Genomic DNA, 21,124 nt, shown 5'->3' with positions numbered 1-21,124 from the left:
AAGACGCAAAATTGAAGACTTGAAATCTGTATTCGCTATTTCTACTATATCGAATGCCTATAATTACAAAAAAATTACAAAGTAGACACAAAGGCTCACAAAGAGAATCATCTCTCGTTTCTAACACCTAAAATCCATAGAATCCTGAACACAAAAAAAAGAGCCACTCATGGCGAATGACTCTCTCCTTAACAACTTAACTTACTAAAATTACTAACTTCTAGTTTCTTTATTCACAGGTTCTATCTAGAACAATTTCGATACTGCTATCATTGATATTATGTAAGATTAATTGACTTGCCGTACATTCTACAACTAACCAACTTCCATTTATAGCCTGAATATTTGGTCCGGTTACATTTGAAAAATCAATCACAACACCATCACTAGCTTGAGAGGTAGACCACGTTGCATCAATGGTAATTGTATCTGTATATATCACTACAATACCTGAGTTTTGTTCGAAATGAAAATTATAATTACTTAAATTATCGCTTCCATTATAACTAGTAACGTTCCATAAGCATTCTGTTAAAATACCATCAATATCTTCTTCTGTACAACTACCAACATTACATGTAATAACATTTAATTGAATTGTAAAAACCTCTAACTGATTTTGAATTTCAACCCTAACATAAACTATAGAAGTGACATCTGCAGTCGTATATGTTGAAGGCTCTACAATGGCATTTATACCTGTATCAGCATCGGCTTGAGTTAAATGGTAAGTGACTGCATCTGCACTTGGAGTACAATTTGCAAATGCAATAGGTAGGTTAAATTCATACAATCCATCTGTACCTTCATCACAAACTTCTATAACGGCATCAAAGCTTTCAAAACATTCAAAATAATTACAATCTTCAACGATTAAGTCAATCGTAAAAATATGTTCTATAACATTATCATATACATTTAGTACAGCAGCGTAAATTACAGTTGGGTTATACATATTACTGTAACTTTCTGTATTGTAAATAGGATTTAAATTATTTTGTAAATCGCTTTCAGACTCATAATAATAAACTCCATAAATCGCTAAATCAGGTCCACATTCTTGATTGGCTTCGGTTAAATTAAATGTGGCAAAACCATCACTTCCGCATGCTGTAATTTGGGTATTGGCAAAGCAATCAAAACTAGTACAACTTTCTGTATTGAGATATACATTATAGACCTCAAAATCGCTATTACCAGCTTCAATTCTCAAATAAACCTGTGCAACTAATGTCCCGTAAGATTCCGTATTTACAATAGGATTTGTATTATTCTCTGCGTCACTTAAGGTTTCATGAAACGATGCAACAAAGGATTCTGTACAAAGTACAAGTCCAATGGTATTTGCACTTAAATTAAAAACAGGAATGTTATTAGCCTGTGTACATTCCACAATTTCGAAATCACCAAAACAGCTAAAAAGATTATCATTACAGTTTTGCTCTAAGACCAATGTTTGGCCTCCTTTAGTTAATACAATTCTATCTGTATCACATTCCGCAATTAACCAATCTCCTTCGAGAGTGTCTTGAAACGCTGTTAAGTCTGAAAACGTTAATAGGATGCCCTCATCTGAAACTAATAAATCCCAACCTCCACCAATCGCTGAAGCTGCCATGCCTTCCGTAATTTGTAGATCTTCATTGGCATTAAAAATCATTTGATCATTCTCAAAATTACCAGAACCATCACTAAAATCCCAAGGACATTCTTGTAAAATACTGCTTAAATCAGTGAGAGAACAATTTAAATCATCTTCACAAACCTGATTAATAACCATCGTTTGTTCTCCTTTAACAAACTGTAATATATCCTCATCACATTCTACAATTTTCCAGTCGCCTCCCAAATCTTCAAAATCGGTTTCTAAGTATACATAGGTTTCTCCATCTGTTGAAATTACAGACCAACTACCAACAACATTATAGGTGCTACCATCTTGAAAAATAGCAAATGTGTCATCGGTATAAAACACTAAATCAATACCAACAAATTCTGGAAAACTAGAATAAGTCGTTATTTTCCATTGACAGTCTTCTAAATTTAATGCTACAGATTCTTCAGTACAATTAGCATCATTACAACCCTCTCCAGCTAATTCAATAGCATCTGATAATTCTTCATTTGTATTAACCTCTATATTGTCACCATTGGCATATTCTAATGTTACCGGAAAATTCAAACTAACCACAACCGCATTATCTTCATCTTCTAAACCACTTATAAAATTATATAATGCTTCGTCATTTTCAATAAGAACAGTATCAATAAGGTTAAACCCTGAATTAAATACTGAAAACGAAATAGGATAAACAAAATCTACACATTCAATAGCATCATTTTGATCACTAGCGCATTCGCTTATAAAACCTTGAAGCTCATCTTCATTTTCAATCTCAATTTGGCTGTAATCACTGAAAATTATAGAAATAGGAAATACAAAATCTAAAAAATCTTCATTAATAGAAGACTCATTATATAAATTCTCCAATTGTTGTAAATCGGATTGTGTTTCAATAATTATTGTAATATCACTAACCACAATTGTAACAGGCAATTCAACAGAAAAGCAACTTGCACCATCTAAAATATCATCAGCTGCTCCAAAATTTGCCGTTGTTCTGCTCATAAGGTTGGCCAATGTAGAATTTGAAACTAGGGTTTCTTGATCGTTTGGAGTTTCAATTTGGGTAATCTCATCTTGACATGATGTAAAGCAAAAAAGGGCAAAAAGGAAATATAGAAATAGATGTTTAGAAATGATTTTCATGGTATTAATGCTTTTCTATTTATTATAAAACAGTTAGCCTTCTAAATTTCCTACCTTATTATCTAAAATATTATTTATAATTTGTGGGCCTATTAAAAACCATGAGTAAACCCTTACATCATAATATTTGCGAATCGCAATTATTTGAACGCTTGTATAAAAAGCATTCAAAAAACCTCCATGACTTTTTGTATTATAAGTTTGGAGATCACTTAAATCCGGAAGATAAAGTTCAGGAAGCGTTTATAAAACTATGGCAGAATTGCAGTAAGGTTACACCAAACAAAGCGAAAAGTTATTTGTTTACAACGGCTAATAATTTAATGCTTAATGCCTATGCTCATCAAAAAGTGGTATTAAAGTATGGTATTCAACCTCAAAAAACTACCACTAACGAAACGCCACAATTTGTACTAGAAGAAAAAGAATATCATCAAAAATTACAAACAGCATTGAGCAAATTAACCGAAGCTCAACGTGTTGCATTTTTAATGAATAGAGTTGAAGGCAAACGGTTTAAAGAAATTGCAGAGCTATTGGATATCTCTGTAAAGGGAGTAGAAAAGCGTATTTATGGAGCTTTGAAAAAGTTACGAGAAGATATTGATGAACTTTGACAAATCAGCATTCAGTCTTAGTTTTTAGTTAAGCTACTTATGTAGAAATTTTCAATGAAGACCGATGATAGAAGACAGTTAAGCATCCGAATACCAAGTAGCTTTGAAACTTTGAATTAAAAATATTGAATTTAGAATCATAAGAGTAGGAGTTTTTAAACCTAAGCTGTTATATACTTGAAATCATACTATGAAGCGAGAAGAACTAATAAAAAAATGGTTAGATCATAATCTAAGTACTGAAGAGCAGATTGCTTTTGAGCAGTTAGAGGATTATGATGATTTAATTAAAATGAATACTGCTTTAAGAGATTTTAAAGCTCCAGAATACTCTAGTGACCAAGCCTATCAAACACTTAAATCTAAACTTAAATCTAAAAAAGCACATTCTAACCAATGGCTAAAACCATTCCTTAGAATCGCTGCCGTTTTAGCAATAGGGTTTAGTATTTATTATTACACCACAACTTTAGATACTACCGTTGGCACACTCATTGCACAACAAACAACAGTTGCATTACCCGATAACTCTACAGTTGAATTAAATGCCAATTCAACAGTAACATTTAATGAAAGTAAATGGAGTGACACAAGAGCAATAAAGCTTGAAGGAGAAGCCTTTTTTAAAGTTGCAAAAGGTCAAAAATTTGATGTTATTACTTCAGATGGTATTGTTAGCGTTTTAGGAACACAGTTTAATGTAAAACAACGCGAATCTTTCTTTGAAGTGACGTGTTACGAAGGTTTAGTTGCTGTAACGCACAATAACAAAACAACAACGTTAAAACCAGGTCATTCCTTCGTAATCATAGATGGGAAACTACTTGCAAATGAAAAAGAAAACGCTGTACAACCACAATGGTTACATGGCGAAAGCAGTTTTAAAAGTGTTCCTCTTAAATATGTAATTGCAGAGTTTGAAAATCAATACAATCAAACTATAATTACTAAAAACATTGATCTTTCACGTTTATTCACGGGAAGTTTTACACATAATAATTTAGATTTAGCATTGAAATCTGTCACAATACCTTTAAATTTAAGCTACAGCAAATCAGGAAAATCTATTTTATTAAAGCGTGAATAAAAAATTACTTTGTTTCTTTTTTTATATAGTATGTTTCTCCTTTTGTAACCTCACATTTAGTCAGGAACAAGAGGTTGAAAAACCGCTTGTCCAAATTCTTCAAGAATTAGAAAAAAAATACGCCGTTAAATTTTCTTTTGAGACCAAATCAATTGAAGGTATTTCAATTAAATCCCCTTCTCTAAAACTTTCAATACAACAAGTATTAATTCAATTAAATCGTGATACGAATCTTAATTTTGAAATGTTAAGTCATCGGTTTATTGTTATTACACTTAAAGATGCAGAAGAACTTCAAAGCCAAATTCAACAATTAAAAGAAGTTGTAATCATAAATTATCTTACCAAAGGTATTTCTAAAACTAATAACGGAACAATAACAGCCGACACAAAAGCATTTGATATTTTACCAGGATTGATTGAACCAGATGTGCTGCAAATAGTACAAAATTTACCTGGCATTATGAGTGTTGATGAACGCATTTCTAATATCAACGTTAGAGGAGGCACTAATGATCAAAATTTAATTTTATATGAAGGCATTAGAATGTACCAATCCGGACATTTTTTTGGCTTAATCTCTGCTTTTAATCCGTATTTATCAGAAGACATTACCATTTCTAAAAATGGAACTAGTGCCAAATTTGGAAACGCCGTATCAAGTACTATCGCTATAAAAAACGGAGATAAATTAGACAAAAAAATTAACGCAGGTTTTGGCGGAAATATGCTCAGCGTAGATGGTTATGCAAAAATTCCATTATCTAAAAAAACTGAAGTACAATTATCAGCAAGACGTTCTTATACTGACCTACTGGTTTCAAAAACTTACGATGCTTATTTTGATCGTATTTTTAAAGATTCGGAATTAAATGCTTCTTCTCAAATGAATACGCTTTTGGCCCAAGACGAGAACTTTTTGTTTTATGACTTTAGTGCTAAATTTTTATACGATATAGATAATACCTCTAAATTACGACTTAACGTGATGAACATCTCTAATAATTTAGATTTCAATCAAGTTTTTACAACTGTAGATAATAATTTTCAGGAGACTCAAAGCGAATTGAATCAAACGAGTTATGGAGCAAGTGCCATCTACTCTAAATTTGTTTCGAACGACCTCAATTTATCTGCTCAAGTTTATTACTCTAACTATGATTTAGATGCAAAAAATAACAATGTTTCCAATACTCAAGTATTAACGCAAGAAAATAAAGTTGAAGATTTTGGAGTTAGATTAGACCTTTCAAGAACCATTAGTAAAGACATTAAGTTTAATGGAGGTTATCAATTTAATGAGGTTGGAGTTACCAACTTTGAAGATGTCACCAATCCAAATTACACAAGTTTAGTAAAAGAAATCATAAGAACACATGCCCTATTTGGAGAAGTTGAATGGTACTCAACTTCTCGTGATACATATATACGTTTGGGTTCTAGAATCAGTTATTTTGGTAAATTATCGGAATTTTTAATAGAACCTCGATTTACTGTCAATTATAAATTTCTAGATTATTTTAGACTTGAAGCTTTAGGTGAGTTAAAAAGCCAATCCATTACACAAATTATTGATTTACAACAAGATTTTTTTGGTATCGAAAAACGACGATGGCAACTGGCTAATGGTAATGATGTACCGTTAATTACAAGTGAGCAAGCCTCCATTGGCCTTAGTTATAACCAAAATAATTTACTAGTCTCTATTGAAGGCTATTACAAAGGTGTCCATAACATTACAGCACGCAGCCAAGGATTTCAAAACCAGTTCCAGTTTACAAATGATATTGGTCATTATACCGTTAATGGCATAGACTTCCTTATTAATAAACGTTTTAGTGATTTTAGTACGTGGCTGAGTTATACCTATAGTAAAAATGACTACAATTTTAATGAGATTAACCACGGTAATACATTTGCAAACACTATAGATTTAAGACATTTAATTAATACGTCTCTCACTTATAATCGTGATAATTTTAAAATCGGTATTGGATTTAATTGGCACTCAGGTAGACCTTTTACGTCTCCACTAAATCTTCAGGACAGCAGTAACTCTACTATAGAATACAGTGAACCAAACAGCTCTAGATTAGATGGCTATTTTAGAGCTGACATTTCTGCGATATATAAATTTAAACCCTCAAAAGGCATAAATGCAGAAGTTGGAGCTTCTATTTGGAATCTCTTTAACCAAACCAATATCATTAACCGGTATTACACTTTTAATGCTGATGATGCTATTGTAGAAATTAATAATAGATCCTTAAAACTTACACCAAACTTAAGTTTTAGATTAAATTTCTGATATGGGCTCATAAAAAAACCCTAAACTAAATTCAGGGCTTTTAAATTGTTATAAAAAATTATAATTATCCATTAGCGGTTTTCTCCTTGTCTTTCTGCTTTTCTATATTTTTCTTTATTTTATCTATGGCAGATTCTATAGATTTATCTGGTTCTATTAAATTATATTGTCCCCAAAAGTTAGGATCTGAAAATCCAGAAATGGCATCTGTAATAATTACCGAAGGTCTTAATTTATCTTTGTTTTTAATTTTCTTATCTGCACTGTTTACCTCCCAATCTGTCACTGCCATTTCACTAGACAATGTATATACTTTATTAAAGAGTTGACGTTTTTTATTCACCTTAAATGTAAGGCTTAAATTAGAATAGCTGTAATACCATTTATTGCCCTTTTCCTTATAATCTACTTTATAAATAGCTTCTAAAGGATAAACTTCAATATCACTAGGTTTTCTTTTTACCAGAAGATTTTTAGTCTTAGCTATGTTACTCACATCTAGAAAATAATTAGCACTTACCAAGGCAAGCGATTGCACATCTATAAAAAGCTTTCCTCTATAGTTAACTTGAAGCTGATTATTCTTTGGATTAAAATCAACAACAAAAACGGTTCTATTGTTTATAGTTGAAGGATTATTGAAGGTGAAATTATATCCACTAATACTTTCCTCTGTAAAAATATACTCGGGATACTTCATAATATCCAAGTACATCGTTGAAAATGGGCCACCTTGCAACTTTACAGAAACCGTATCTAAACGCGTATAATCAGTGCTTTTACGAGCCTTCCCAAGTTGAATAGCATCGCGTTGCTGAGATGAATTTGGTTGTTTTAAAATATTAACAACAGCTTCTGTTAAGGACACATTTCTGTTTCTACGTTTAATAGTCTCCCTGTAAAAAGCGGTCATAAAAACAGACTCTTCACCTACGTTTGCACTTTTATCATCAAACACTTTTCTTACTAAGCTTTCTGCATCTTTAAAAGCTGCAATGTTTACAGTAGATAATTCGGTTACAGCTTCATATAATTCTATAACATATTTAGTATTGGCTAATTCAGACAATGGTACTACGTAAGTATTATAGCCTAAAAAAGAAACTACCACTTTTGAATCTAAATAGTTATTAGGTACTTTTAATGTGAATTGACCTTCAGAATTTGTAATCGTACTAATATTGGTATTATTAATACTGAGACTAGCAGCTTCTAATGCTTTATTAGTTCTGCCATCGATTACTTTACCTTGATACTCCTTAAAATCAGTTTGAGCATGCAAAGAAAATAGCACAAATACTAGTAATAGAAATGTACTAGTATAGCGTTTTAAAGTGTGAGATTTTTCCATAACAATAAGATTTAATGAACGTTTTAACTCTTACTAAATTACAAAAAAGGATAGAATACACTTCTATCCAATATGTTAAATAACTGATTGTCCTGTATATAATTGAATTTCCAGTTACCTATATGGATCAAATAATTGATAAAACAAATCAATAAATACTGGAAGTAAAAAGGACCTTACATACGTTCAGGAACCTCAATGCCTAAAACCTGAAATGCATTTTTTATAGTCTGACTAACCAATTTAGACAAGGCCACTCTAAAACTCTTTTCTTCATCTGAATCTGCACCAAGAATAGACACATTTTGGTAGAACGAATTAAAATCCTTTACCAAATCATACGTGTAATTTGCAATTAATGCAGGACTGTGTTGTTCTGCTGCATTTTGAATGACTTCTGGAAACAACTCTAATTGTTTGATCAATTGTTTTTCTTTATCGTGAAGTATTATCTCGTCGCTGAGCGAAGTCGAAACGTTATTATTAGAATCAGCCTTTCTTAAAATAGACTGAATTCTAGCATACGTATACTGGATAAATGGTCCTGTATTTCCTTGAAAATCGATGGATTCTTTTGGGTCGAATAAAATTCGCTTTTTCGGATCTACTTTTAAGATGTAATATTTTAAAGCACCCAAACCAATAGTTTTATAAAGGGCTTGTTTTTCATCTTCCGAGTAGTCTTCAAGCTTTCCTAAATCTTTCGAAATCTCTTCAGCCGTATCTGCCATTTCAGAGATTAAATCATCAGCATCTACAACAGTTCCTTCTCTACTCTTCATTTTTCCGCTTGGTAAATCTACCATTCCGTAACTTAAATGGAATAGATTTTTTGCCCACTCGAATCCTAATTTCTTCAAGATTAAGAATAAAACTTTAAAATGATAATCCTGTTCGTTACCAACGGTATAAACCATACCACCAACATCTGGATAATCCTTTATTCGTTGAATTGCAGTTCCGATATCTTGCGTCATATAAACGGCTGTACCATCTGCTCGTAAGACGATTTTTCTATCTAAACCATCTTCCGTTAAATCACACCAAACAGAACCATCTGCATCTTGCTCAAAAACACCTGTTTTTAAACCTTCAGCAACAAATTCCTTACCGAGTAAATAGGTATTACTTTCATAATAATAGGTATCAAAATCGACTCCGATATTTTTATAAGTAACATCAAAACCATCATAAACCCATTGGTTCATTTTTTTCCAAAGCGCTACAACATCATCATCTCCTGCTTCCCATTTAATAAGCATATCTTGTGCTTCTAATAATAAAGGAGCATTCTTTTTTGCATCTTCTTCAGATTGACCTTCAGCTATTAATTCTGCAATTTCAGACTTGTATTCTTGGTCGAATTTCACATAATAATTTCCAACCAACTTATCACCTTTTAAGTCTTCAGTTGGAGTCTCACCTTCACCAAACTTTTGATAAGCCAACATACTTTTACAAATATGAATACCTCTATCGTTAATGATTTGAGTTTTATAAACCTTCTTGCCCGAAGCCTTTAAAATTTCCGCAACACTATAACCTAAAAGCACATTTCGTACATGTCCTAAATGTAATGGCTTGTTGGTGTTTGGCGAAGAATATTCAACCATAATAGCTTTGTCATCTTTTTGTTCAACAAAACCATAATTCGTTTTATCTTTTACAGATTGAAAGAAATTTAAATAATACGAATCATTTATTTCAATATTTAAAAAGCCTTTAACCACGTTAAATCCTTTTACTAAATCTACATTATCTAGTAAATACTGACCAACTTGCTCACCAATTACTGCTGGATTTCCTTTTACAACACGCAACATTGGAAACACAACAACAGTAACATCACCAGCAAACTCTTTACGAGTCGCTTGAAACTCTACTGATTCTAATTCCGATTGAAACAACGCTTTAATCGCTGCTTTCACATGTAATTCTAATGTCTCTTGAAGGGTCATAATTCTGCTTTATTTTGGTATTTTAAAACGTTGGCAAAGATAGATGTTTTATTGTTTTATTAAGATTCTAGACAGAGATTATTACTTAACTTTATAGACTGCAGAAAAAAATGTAAGGTATGAAGATTTAAACCTAATCCGTTTAAAACATTGGTACGCACCTCAAGATTAAAAAGCTTATATGGAATAGCTGTTTACCACAATTAAAACCATTCCATATAAAACAGGTCTCGGATTTTATTATTAAGCTCTAATTTCTGTAGCTTTGATAATTATAAAAAAACGTCGATAAACGGAGCCTCTTGATAGAATCCATGCTGACTTGATTTTTAACTAAAATACCCTATCTGCTTTAAGCACAAGCAAACACAAACCTCTAAATAACAACGCATTAAGCAAAACGTGCATTTCATCGATAAAAGCGTATTACTACCGTTAAATTTACCTTTTATCGATAAGTAAAAATTAAAAAAAACTATATTTGTCACTTCAACTAATATTTTGGTATTAAGTCCTAAATATTAGCATATTTGTTTACATAATAGCACTTTTGAAGGGCTATTAATCAATGTCCCAAACATTAATGAAGCTTAATAATCGAACATTAACCCTGTTGTTTTTGTTTTGTGTTAACTTACTTTTTTTGTCCCTCCCTAAAAGTTTTTCGATCCAAAACAGCGCAATTCGTTTTAACGCTATTTTAAGATGAAACAGTTACTAACATTAGCTGTTTGTCTTATATCGTTTTCTATCTTTTCTCAGACTGAAAAAATAGATGAACTATCAGTAAAAGTAGCTTATAAAAACCCAGACTCTACGAAAGTGGATATGTCGCTTGTGCTTATTAATGAACTTTATGAAAATAAAGATTATGATAAAGCTTTACTTTACATTAATCAAACTTCAAAACTTTCTGATGAACTTAATTACATTAAAGGACAAGCAGAAAGCAGCTACTATAGAGCATTAATTTTTACTGAACGTAACGATTATTTTAATGCGATTGATAGCTACAATAAATCTAGAAATTTATATTTAAAAATAAGTGATACTCTTGGTGTTGCCAAAGTGAGTAATAGCATTGGTCTAATTGAAATTAAAAGGGGTAATTACAAGGTAGGTTTACAAAACTCTTTATCTGCAATAAATATTTTTGAAAAGCAATACTTAAAAGAAGAGTTAAGCTCAGCATATAATAATCTTGCTGAAGCTTATCATAAAACCAATCAAATTGATAAGGCCAAAGAATATAATTTCAAAGCTTTGGAAGTCCGCAAACAGATTAGTGACAAGGAAGGTATTAAAATATCTACTAAAAATATTGCGAGCCTTTATTCAGAATTAAAAGAACATCGCAAGGCTATAGAGTACTATGAAAAAGCCCTAGATATTCTAAACCCTAACACAGATGAAGATCTTAGAGGTGAAATACTTCCTAAATTGGGTAGTGAGTATTTACGCTTTAATGAGTATGAAAAAGCTTCAGAATACTTAGTAGAAGGTTTAAAATACAACAGAGAACAAAAGAATAATGAAGGTATTCTAAGAGCCTTAAATGCTATTGGACATTTAAACCTTCAAAAGAAAAAGGTTAAACTAGCTGAAAAGCAATTAAATGAAGCTTATAAAATTGCACAGAAAATAGATAACAAAACAGAACTTTTAGAAAATTACAAACTTCATATTGCTTTAGATTCTACTCGTGGATATTATCAAAATGCTTTTTTCTGGCAAAATAAATTCTATGATTTAAAAGATTCTCTTTCTAAAATTGACCAACCTGTTTTTCCAACAGATTTAGATCCTTTAGATATCATTGACAATAAAACTATTGATAATGATAGTTCCGCAAACGAAAAAAAGCAAGAAACTACAGTATCAACGTCGTTTGTTAATCCTTATCTTTTATATGGAAGTATAGCTGCTTTTACATTATTATTAGGTCTTCTAATTTATAGTCTTTTAAAAACTAAAGCACATAAAGACGCCTTAGAAAAACAAAAAGATATATTAGCTGAAGAAAAAATAAGAACAGAAGCTATCCTAGAACAAACACACCATTTGGAAGAGGTTAACCAAGTTAAGGACAAACTTTTTTCTATTGTTTCTCACGACTTAAAAGATTCGATTTCTTCTATTAAAGCATTTTTAGATTTATTAAAAGAAGACAGTATTTCTAAGGATGAATTTTACGAATTAATTCCAGAATTAAGTGAAAATGCTAATAATGCGTCATCACTATTATTTAACTTATTGAATTGGTCTAAGTCGCAAATGCAGAATTTAGAACCGAAACCAGAACGTTTCAATATTCAAGATGTCTTCCATTCTAAAATGGCCTTAGTAGAACAAAAGGTTGAAGACAAACGCATTGTTTTAATTGATGAATCTCAAAACGATTTCATTTACGCAGACCGTAGTATGGTGGAGATTGTAATTCAGAATTTAATTACTAATGCTGTGAAGTTTTGTAGAACTGGTGATGTTATTACAATTTCTAATGTCGATGTTAATGGTAAGTCTCTAATTTGCATAGAAGACTCTGGTGTTGGTATTTCTAAGAAAAATATCGATAAGCTTTTTGCTGCACACAAAAACTTTACAACAGCTGGCACTAAAAATGAAAAAGGAACTGGTTTAGGATTATCTATCGCTAAGGATTTAGTAGAATTGAACAACGGTAGAATTTGGGTAGAAAGTATAGAGAACGTTGGTAGTAAGTTCTTTGTTGAGTTACCTAAAACAGCCTCTTAAGTTTAGTTGATTCAATTCAAGATTCAAGATTCAAGATTCAAGATTCAAGATTCAAGATTCAAGATTCAAGATTCAAGATAATAAAGTAAAAAAGTTGATTAAGCGTATTACTTAACAGCAAACAACTTAGCAAAACTTATTTACAACTTACGCTTTCGGCAAAAACACTTCAGCCATCATACAACGTGCACTTCCACCTCCACACGTTTCAATCGTTTCTAAAGAACTCGATAAAATAGGGCAATGTTTTTCAATATTAGCAATCTGAGTTTTAGTTAAACTATTATGTGCAGCTTCACTCATCACTAAATAACGTTGATCGTTTTCACCGCGTAATTGCAACATATTTCCTGCAAACTGATGCATTTGATCTTCTGTAATAGAAATGATTTCTTTACCATCTTGCTTTAAATGCTTTACAACGTTTTTACGCTCTTTTTTATCGTCAATAGTATCTAAACAAATCACAGTAAACGTTTCCGCCAAACACATCATTACGTTAGTGTGGTAAATTGGTAAACGCTTCCCTTCTACGGTTTGATTAGCAATAAAAATAACTGGTGTATATTCAAAATCTTCACAAAACTCAATAAACAATTCCTCATCTGCTCTTGCTGACAACGCACAATATGCAATTCTATTTTCGCGATCTAAAGCCATACTTCCTGTGCCTTCTAGAAAAAAACCTTCGTGCTCAGCAGATGTATAATCAACTATATTTTCGATCACAAAACCTTCTTCTTCTAATCTAATAAACACCTCATCTCTGCGCTCTCGCCTTCTGTTTTCAGCAAACATCGGATATTTTGCGACATCACCATTCGCATGAAAACTCACCCAATTATTCGGAAAAATAGAATCTGGAGTATCATTAAGTTTATCATCCTCTTCCACAACCACATTAATACCAACTGAACGTAGTTTTTCAACAAAAGCATCAAATTCCACCTGTGCTTTAGTATTAATTTCGGCATTTTTATAACCTAAATCTTCTTGAAAATAATTATTGACAGCGGTTTGCTCGTTCATCCTAAAACTTACAGGACGAATCATTAAAATAGTATTTGTAGTTTGTTGCATTTATTTATGAATAGGGTTGTAAAATGAAGCGCGAAGTTATCATATTTTTATATGAAAACGAACATAAAATCAGTCATGATTTTCTATCCACTCTAAGCCCTCTTCCCTACTCTGAAACATCTTAATATTCCAATCACTATCTCGATTCATATTTATTAAAACATCCGTTGCCAATTTAGAAACATAAGCATGTGTTATAACAGCCATAGCTTTTACTCCTTCAATATTTACAATAGATTTTTGAGCTTCAAATGTGTATGTGTAGGAATGCTTTTTATTGATCAATAAAGAAAATGGAGCTTCTAATTTTTCAATCAAAAAAGCATGATATTCCTCTATCATCTTCAAATCCATCACAACACCTTCATTTATAACGACCTCAGCAAGATTAGTCTTAAGTATAGTAATTATACCAAAGCTAAGTTTATATGTTTTCATGTTAATAAATATAAGTAATTTTAACTAAACTTTTAAACTATGAAAAAACTATTGGTATTAACCTTATTGTTAGTTGCTTGTAATAAAAATATTGAAAAACAAAATATAGAAAACAAGAACATCGAAGTCGATTTCACCACAATTTTCGAAAAAAGTGAAGGATTAGAAACCGCAACGTATTATGAAACTATAAAATATTACCAAGATTTAGCCAACAGCTATCCAGAAATATCATTGCAAGAGATTGGTGAAACGGACGCAGGGAAACCACTTCATATGGCAACCTTAAACATGAAAGCGTCTGGTGATAATTTTGAAACGATAAGACAAAACAATAGAATTTTATTAATTAATAATGGTATCCATCCTGGTGAATCTGATGGTATTGATGCGACTATGATGCTCTTTAGAGATATTGCTGACGGCAAAATTAAAGCTCCCCAAAGTACAATTATCGTTACAATTCCTATTTATAATGTTGGAGGAAGCTTGAATCGAAACTCAACAACCCGTACCAACCAAAACGGCCCAAAAACATACGGCTTTAGAGGCAATGCTAGAAACTATGATTTGAATCGCGATTTTATAAAATCCGACACCAAAAATGCAAAAGCCTTTGCTCAAATTTTTCATTTGGTACAACCGGATGTTTTTATAGACAATCACGTCAGCAACGGAGCAGATTATCAATATACCTTAACGCATTTATTTACCCAACATAATAAATTAGGAGGTGAATTAGGAGAATTTATTCATACCGAAATGATGCCAACGCTAGAGCAAAAACTCGAAGAAAAATCGTGGGATATCACACCATATGTTAACGTTTTTAATCGCACACCAGATTCTGGATTTACGCAATTTTTAGATTCACCGCGTTATTCCACAGGTTACACAACGCTCTTTAACACCTTAGGAATGATGGTAGAAACACACATGTTAAAACCTTATAAACAACGTGTAGAAGGCACTTACGAATTAATGAAAAGCATGATTGAAATCACAGAAGAACAAGGTGATAAAATTACGCAACTTAGAAAAGCACAAGCCAAATTATGGGCAGCTGGCGACACCTATCCATTAACTTGGGCTTTAGATACAAGCCGAACCTCAACTCTAAAATTTAAAGGTTACGAAGGAGAAATGATTCCAAGTGAATTTACAGGAGCAAAACGTTTAAAATACGATCGATCTAAACCCTTTACAAAAGACATTACCTATCAAAATTATTTTAAAGCAACAGACTCCATCACTATTCCCGAAGCTTATATTATTCCACAAGGTTGGTATAACGTCATCGATCTATTAAAATTGAATAACGTCGAATTCACCCAATTTAAAAACGATACCACACTCACTGTTGAATCATATAAAATAGGAAGCTTCGAAACTCGAAAATCTGCTTACGAAGGTCATTATGCGCATTTTAATACAATCGTAAACACATCTGAAAATAAGGTAACCTTTAGAAAAGGTGATTATCTAATCTCTACAAATCAAAAAACAATTCGTTATCTTTTAGAAACCTTAGAACCGTCAGCTCCTGATTCCTTTTTTAACTGGAATTTCTTTGATACTATTTTACAACAAAAAGAAGGCTTCTCACCTTATGTATGGGAAGACAGAGCAGAACAACTTTTAAAGGAAAACCCGAAACTTCAAATAGAATACAATATAAAAATCAGCTACGATGAAGATTTTGCCAACAATTGGTATCAACAATTAGACTGGTTGTACAAGCAGAGTAAACACTACGAAGCTGCACATATGCAATATCCTATTTATCGCTTAAAATAGACTTGAATTTATAAAATTTTTAAATTAACTTAGCTTAAAATCTTTCACAAATTATATCACTAAAATCGTAAGTCTTTTAAGTAACTAAACCTGTTGAAAAGACAGGAAGGGTCATAGCATTATGGCTATCAAATACAATTAATCTACCTATTATGAGAACACTAATTTTAATCTTAACCTTTTTAATGGTATTTCCTTTTGTCTCTTGTACATCAAGCAACAACACGAATTATGCAACACGAATGAAAGAAGTTGAAAAAACGTCAATTATACCAGCATTCAGAGGCTTATATGCAGCTTCTAACAAATCCGTAGAAGAATTTAACGAAAAAATTAATGAAGCAAAACGATCCATACTAATCCCAATTGTCTATGGCCATTATGCAGCATCTAACAAGTCTTTAGAAGAGTTTAGCTCAAGAATTAAAGACGCAAAAGAAGCATCTATTGAGCCTATATATAGAGGTGTATATGCGATTTCTGACAAATCAATTGAAGAATTTAACACAAGACTCAAAGAAGCAGAGACAGCTAAAATCCTACCACTGTTTAGAGGTCATTATGCAGGCTCAGAAAAAACAACTCGAGAGTTTTTATTAAGAGCAAAAGATGCCAAAGATGCTGGAGTCCCTGTGAAATATTGTGGCGAGTATGCCGCTTCAAATCATACGCTTCATTAATACATTATTCTCAAACTATTAGTAAGGACACACTATTGTTTTATAAAAACCTAAACTATTAAAACTATAATTTGTTACACGTATGAGCCGTTCTTCGTATAGCAGAATTCTAATTGGCTTGCTCTGCTTTTGAAACACAAAAAGCCTCAATCTCATACACAAAAAAAAATATAAAAATAATTTTATACTGCTGTAAAACCAATCAAAAAATAATATACATTTACTTAAAATTATAATAGCGTAATGCGCTCTAAATGAATAAATACATTGTTGTAAATCAACCTGAAAAATGGAACTTTTCAATTGATAATATTACAGTAATTTCCTCTCAAGATTATCTAACCAACCCTAAGTATTCTTTATTAAAGAAAGCACGAATTTTTAATTTGTGTAAGAATTACTCGTACCAATCTAAAGGCTATTACGTATCACTTTTGGCTGAAGCCAGAGGACATCTACCAATTCCAACTACAAAAAACATTGTGGATTTAAAAGCTTTAAAACTCGTTAGAATTGTTTCGGACGAGTTTGATGATGTCCTTCAGCAAAGTTTAAAAAATATAAAGTCGCAAAATTTTACTTTAAGCATTTACTTTGGACAAAACGTAGCTCATAAATACAAGGCTTTAAGTGCGCTTTTTTACAAGCATTTTCAAGTCCCATTTTTACGTGTGAACTTTAGCCATACAACCAAGTGGAATATCCAAAGTGTTAAGGCTATTTCAGAAGCCGAAATTCCTGCGGAGCATATATTAAGTGTTCAAGAATTTGCGAATCAATATTTCGCAAAAAAACGTTATGATACTGCAAAAATTGCTAATTACGACTTTGACTTAGCCATATTAGTAAATCCAAATGATCCTGCACCTCCAAGCAATCCTAAAGCCTTAAAAAAGTTTATAGAAATCGCAGAGAAGATGAATATCTATGCCGAGATTATTGAACCTAAAGATTTATCACGACTTTCTTCTTTTGATGCACTTTTTTTGAGACAAAGTACAGAAGTGAATAATGAAGCTTACACTTTTGCAAGAAAAGCACAACAAGAAGGCCTTGCTATTATTGATTATCCGGATGCGATCTTAAAATGTTGTAACAAAGTTTACATGGCAGAAGCGATGAACAACGCTAACATTAGCACTCCAAAAACAATTATTGTACACAGCAATAACCGTAATTCTGTTTTAGAACAAACGGGCTTACCCTGTGTACTAAAGGCACCAGATTCTACATTTTCATTCGGAGTGAAGAAAGCAAAAAACAAAGAAGAATTTAATGCATTAGTTACTGAAATGCTAAAGGAATCCGATTTAATCATTGCTCAAGAATTTTGCCCTTCAGACTACGATTGGCGTATTGGTATTATTGACAACAAACCTTTTTATGCTTGCAAATATTACATGGCAAAAGGGCATTGGCAAATTTATAATTGGAATGCAACAGACAAAAATGAACAAGATGGCAATGCAGATTGTTTACCTATTGAAGAGGTGCCAAAAAACGTCATTGATATGGCATTAAAATCTGCAAAACTTATGGGATTAGGTCTTTACGGTATTGATATAAAAGTAATAGATGATAAATTAATGGTTATAGAAATCAACGATAATCCAAATATCGATTTTGGTGTAGAAGATGCCTATTACGGAGATTCGGTTTATACCGAAATTCTCACAGCGTTAAAAAAACGATTAGATTAATTATGAGGAAACCTTTTCACCTATTCGATGTTTACGGCATTGAACTCGAATATATGCTTGTTAAAAATGACAATTTTAAAGTTGCACCACAAGTTGATGAACTCTTAACCCTAAAAGCAGGAGAACTAAAAGCAGATATCGAAAATGGAAATATTGCATGGAGTAACGAATTAGTAGCTCATGTTATTGAACTAAAAACAAACGGCCCCACCAAAAGCACAGATGACTTATCGGAGAAATTCCACAAAAACATTCTAGAAATCGATGCGCTTTTACAACCGTTGAACTTACAACTTTTAGGTTCTGCCTCACATCCATTAATGAATCCAGATACAGATACACAACTCTGGAAACATAGTTACAGTGAAGTTTACGCGCTTTACAATACTATTTTTAATTGCAAAGGCCACGGTTGGAGTAATGTACAAAGCACACATATTAATTTACCATTTTATGACGATAAAGAATTTGAAAAACTACACGCAGCCATTAGAATCATCTTACCATTATTACCAGGGCTTTGTGCAAGTTCGCCAATATTAGAAGGCAACATTACTGGTTTTAAGGATACACGATTAGAATTTTATAAAACAAATCAAAAGGAAATTCCGGAGTTGACAGGTTTAGTAATTCCTGAGCGTGTGTTTTCAAAATTAGATTATCATGCAACGATTTTTGAACCTATAAAAAAAGCGATTAAACCTTATGATAAAAACAATATTCTAGACCAACACTTTTTAAACTCTCGTGGAGCCATTGCGCGTTTTGATAGAAATGCCATTGAAATTCGTTTAATGGATATTCAAGAATGTCCTAAGGCAGATATTGCTATTTGCGCTTTTGTAATCGAAGTTTTAAAAGTTTTGGTTAGTAAAAAACTATGTTCTTTAAAAGCTCAAAAATCGTGGATAAAAGAAGATTTATTTCCCCTTCTAAATGATGCTATAAAATATGCAGAAAACTCTAAAATTGAAAATAAGGAATACTTAAAATTATTCAGAATAAAATCACCTTCAACCGTAAACGACGTTTGGAAACACTTGTATAAAATCGTAAAACCAAAATTACACAAATCACATCATGATGCTATAGAGTTCATTTTAGAAGAAGGCACGTTAGCAACAAGACTATTAAAAGCTATAGGAAATGACACGTCTGAAGGACACATTATTTCAGTATATCGAAATATGCAGAATTGTTTAAAAACTAACGACTTGTTTCAATCATGAAGTTGATTTTAACATGTGAGCATGGTGGAAATGAAATTCCTGAGACTTACAAAAAGCACTTCAACACTAATAAAACAGTTTTAGAATCTCATCGTGGTTATGATTTGGGAGTGTTACATCTATTTCAACATTTAGAACCGTTGTCTGATGCATCATATTTTAGTACGACGAGTCGTTTGTTGGTAGAGTTGAATCGTTCACTATTTAGCAAGCAACTTTTTTCAGAGTTTAGTAACGGCTTAAGTAAACATGAGAAATCGGAAATACTTAAAATCTATTATTTTCCTTATAGAACTGAAATTGAATATAAAATAGCAGAATTCATTAAAATCGAACAGCAAGTACTGCATTTATCCATTCATAGTTTTATTCAAAACCTAAATAATGAAGAACGTAAAGCTGACATTGGATTACTTTATGATTCCCGCAATAAAAAGGAAAAAGAATTTTGCAAACAACTTAAAATAAGACTCCTAGAACAAAACCCAAATTTAAACGTGCGATTTAATTACCCATATCTTGGAAAATCGGATGGATTCACCTCTTTTTTAAGAAAGCAATTTCCAACAAATTATTTAGGTATTGAGATTGAGGTTAATCAAAAATACAGTCACAATAATGTTATGGCTTTAAACCTCAAACAAGACTTGTTGAAAGCAATTGAAAGTATTCTCTTCCACCCTAAGACACTTTAAACCAATATTCTAATATTAGCATAACTATTATCTAAAGCTTTTTGAGACGCTGCTGCATCTAACCATTCTACTTTAGTAATACCTTCATTTTCTTGTGGAAATAATTCACCCTCAAAATCGGTTTTCATTTCAAACCAATACGTAATTTTAATTCTATGTTTGCCGTTCCGCTTAAAAATATGATAAGTTGTTGGTAGTGGTTTGGTTATTTTTAAATATTCAACTCCTGTCTCTTCTTCTACTTCCCGTATAGCAGTTTCTTCTATTGTTTCTTTACGTTCTGCTTTTCCTTTAGGTAAATCCCATTTATCATTTCTGTAAATAAAAAGAATTTCGTTTTTAGAATTATAAGCTTTTCCACCACCTGCAACTACATTAGGTAAAAGCTTTAAAAACTTGCTCAGCAGCTTATCTTCATTCTTATGAATTAAGTGTACAGCTTTTAAATCTGTGTTATTTAAGGTCTTTATAACCTTACCAATATTTACAGACTTCAAAAGAAAAGATTTAAAATCAGTTTCTTTTTTAGTTTCAGTAGTTAAAATGATAGGTTTATCACCTACGTATATTGTGTACATCGTTTAGGTATGTTTTCAACTTTCCTTTTGTAAAAATATTATTTTTTACGAGAAACTATTTGAAATGAAATTTATTTTCGAT

15 protein-coding genes are annotated in these 21,124 nt (G+C 31.8%); 9 read left to right on the top strand and 6 right to left on the bottom strand.

Annotated elements, in window-relative coordinates:
- Positions 1–229 precede the first annotated feature (229 nt).
- A complete protein-coding gene (locus HM992_RS07910) occupies positions 230–2,770 on the bottom strand; it encodes a hypothetical protein (protein WP_179319278.1) in 2,541 nt (846 codons plus the stop codon).
- A gap of 101 nt (positions 2,771–2,871) precedes the next feature.
- Between HM992_RS07910 and HM992_RS07905 the strand changes: the two genes are divergently transcribed.
- From HM992_RS07905 to HM992_RS07895, 3 genes are all read left to right on the top strand, one after another.
- A complete protein-coding gene (locus HM992_RS07905; RefSeq protein WP_179319277.1) occupies positions 2,872–3,387 on the top strand; it encodes an RNA polymerase sigma factor in 516 nt (171 codons plus the stop codon).
- A 190-nt stretch (positions 3,388–3,577) separates the two neighbouring features.
- The gene (locus HM992_RS07900) at positions 3,578–4,474 is read left to right on the top strand and encodes a FecR family protein (protein ID WP_179319276.1); all 897 of its coding nucleotides are present in this window, start codon (positions 3,578–3,580) and stop codon (positions 4,472–4,474) included.
- Positions 4,467–6,782 (top strand): TonB-dependent receptor plug domain-containing protein, encoded by a 2,316-nt coding sequence (locus tag HM992_RS07895; protein WP_179319275.1) that lies wholly within the window; start codon positions 4,467–4,469, stop codon positions 6,780–6,782. Before HM992_RS07900 ends, HM992_RS07895 begins: the two co-directional genes overlap by 8 nt.
- Before the next feature lie 64 nt (positions 6,783–6,846).
- Here the strand turns inward: HM992_RS07895 and HM992_RS07890 are convergent, their stop codons facing one another.
- Positions 6,847–8,133 (bottom strand): carboxypeptidase-like regulatory domain-containing protein, encoded by a 1,287-nt coding sequence (locus HM992_RS07890; protein WP_179319274.1) that lies wholly within the window; start codon positions 8,131–8,133, stop codon positions 6,847–6,849.
- A 176-nt stretch (positions 8,134–8,309) separates the two neighbouring features.
- The gene (argS, locus tag HM992_RS07885; RefSeq protein WP_179319273.1) at positions 8,310–10,091 is read right to left on the bottom strand and encodes an arginine--tRNA ligase; all 1,782 of its coding nucleotides are present in this window, start codon (positions 10,089–10,091) and stop codon (positions 8,310–8,312) included.
- A gap of 705 nt (positions 10,092–10,796) precedes the next feature.
- Between argS and HM992_RS07880 the strand changes: the two genes are divergently transcribed.
- Positions 10,797–12,845, top strand: coding sequence for a tetratricopeptide repeat-containing sensor histidine kinase (locus tag HM992_RS07880; protein WP_179319272.1), 2,049 nt, complete (start codon positions 10,797–10,799; stop codon positions 12,843–12,845).
- 147 nt (positions 12,846–12,992) lie between these two features.
- On the opposite strand, the gene ctlX is transcribed toward HM992_RS07880, so the two are convergent.
- Together ctlX and HM992_RS07870 are read right to left on the bottom strand one after the other, a co-directional pair.
- Positions 12,993–13,925, bottom strand: a complete 933-nt coding sequence (ctlX, locus tag HM992_RS07875; RefSeq protein ID WP_179319271.1) for a citrulline utilization hydrolase CtlX — start codon at positions 13,923–13,925, stop codon at positions 12,993–12,995.
- Between the two features lie 69 nt (positions 13,926–13,994).
- Positions 13,995–14,363, bottom strand: a complete 369-nt coding sequence (locus HM992_RS07870; RefSeq protein ID WP_178984460.1) for a DUF7793 family protein — start codon at positions 14,361–14,363, stop codon at positions 13,995–13,997.
- A 39-nt stretch (positions 14,364–14,402) separates the two neighbouring features.
- Between HM992_RS07870 and HM992_RS07865 the strand changes: the two genes are divergently transcribed.
- The 5 genes from HM992_RS07865 (at position 14,403) to HM992_RS07845 (ending at position 20,464) form a co-directional block, all read left to right on the top strand.
- Positions 14,403–16,160, top strand: coding sequence for a M14 family metallopeptidase (locus HM992_RS07865; RefSeq protein ID WP_179319270.1), 1,758 nt, complete (start codon positions 14,403–14,405; stop codon positions 16,158–16,160).
- A gap of 152 nt (positions 16,161–16,312) precedes the next feature.
- Complete coding sequence (locus tag HM992_RS07860) at positions 16,313–16,840, top strand: hypothetical protein (protein ID WP_178984458.1); 528 nt, start codon at positions 16,313–16,315, stop codon at positions 16,838–16,840.
- A gap of 254 nt (positions 16,841–17,094) precedes the next feature.
- Positions 17,095–18,540 (top strand): RimK family protein, encoded by a 1,446-nt coding sequence (locus tag HM992_RS07855; protein ID WP_178984457.1) that lies wholly within the window; start codon positions 17,095–17,097, stop codon positions 18,538–18,540.
- A 2-nt stretch (positions 18,541–18,542) separates the two neighbouring features.
- Positions 18,543–19,769, top strand: a complete 1,227-nt coding sequence (locus HM992_RS07850) for a glutamate-cysteine ligase family protein (RefSeq protein ID WP_179319269.1) — start codon at positions 18,543–18,545, stop codon at positions 19,767–19,769.
- Positions 19,766–20,464: an N-formylglutamate amidohydrolase gene (locus HM992_RS07845; RefSeq protein ID WP_179319268.1), complete on the top strand. Its 699-nt coding sequence runs from the start codon at positions 19,766–19,768 to the stop codon at positions 20,462–20,464. Before HM992_RS07850 ends, HM992_RS07845 begins: the two co-directional genes overlap by 4 nt.
- On the opposite strand, the gene HM992_RS07840 is transcribed toward HM992_RS07845, so the two are convergent.
- Positions 20,461–21,042: an NUDIX hydrolase gene (locus HM992_RS07840; RefSeq protein ID WP_178984454.1), complete on the bottom strand. Its 582-nt coding sequence runs from the start codon at positions 21,040–21,042 to the stop codon at positions 20,461–20,463. The two genes, HM992_RS07845 and HM992_RS07840, sit on opposite strands and share 4 nt — an antisense overlap.
- Positions 21,043–21,124 lie beyond the last annotated feature (82 nt).

It is taken from the genome of Winogradskyella helgolandensis (assembly GCF_013404085.1).
Lineage (GTDB): Bacteria > Bacteroidota > Bacteroidia > Flavobacteriales > Flavobacteriaceae > Winogradskyella > Winogradskyella helgolandensis.
This window is presented reverse-complemented; position numbering and strand designations above follow the sequence as displayed.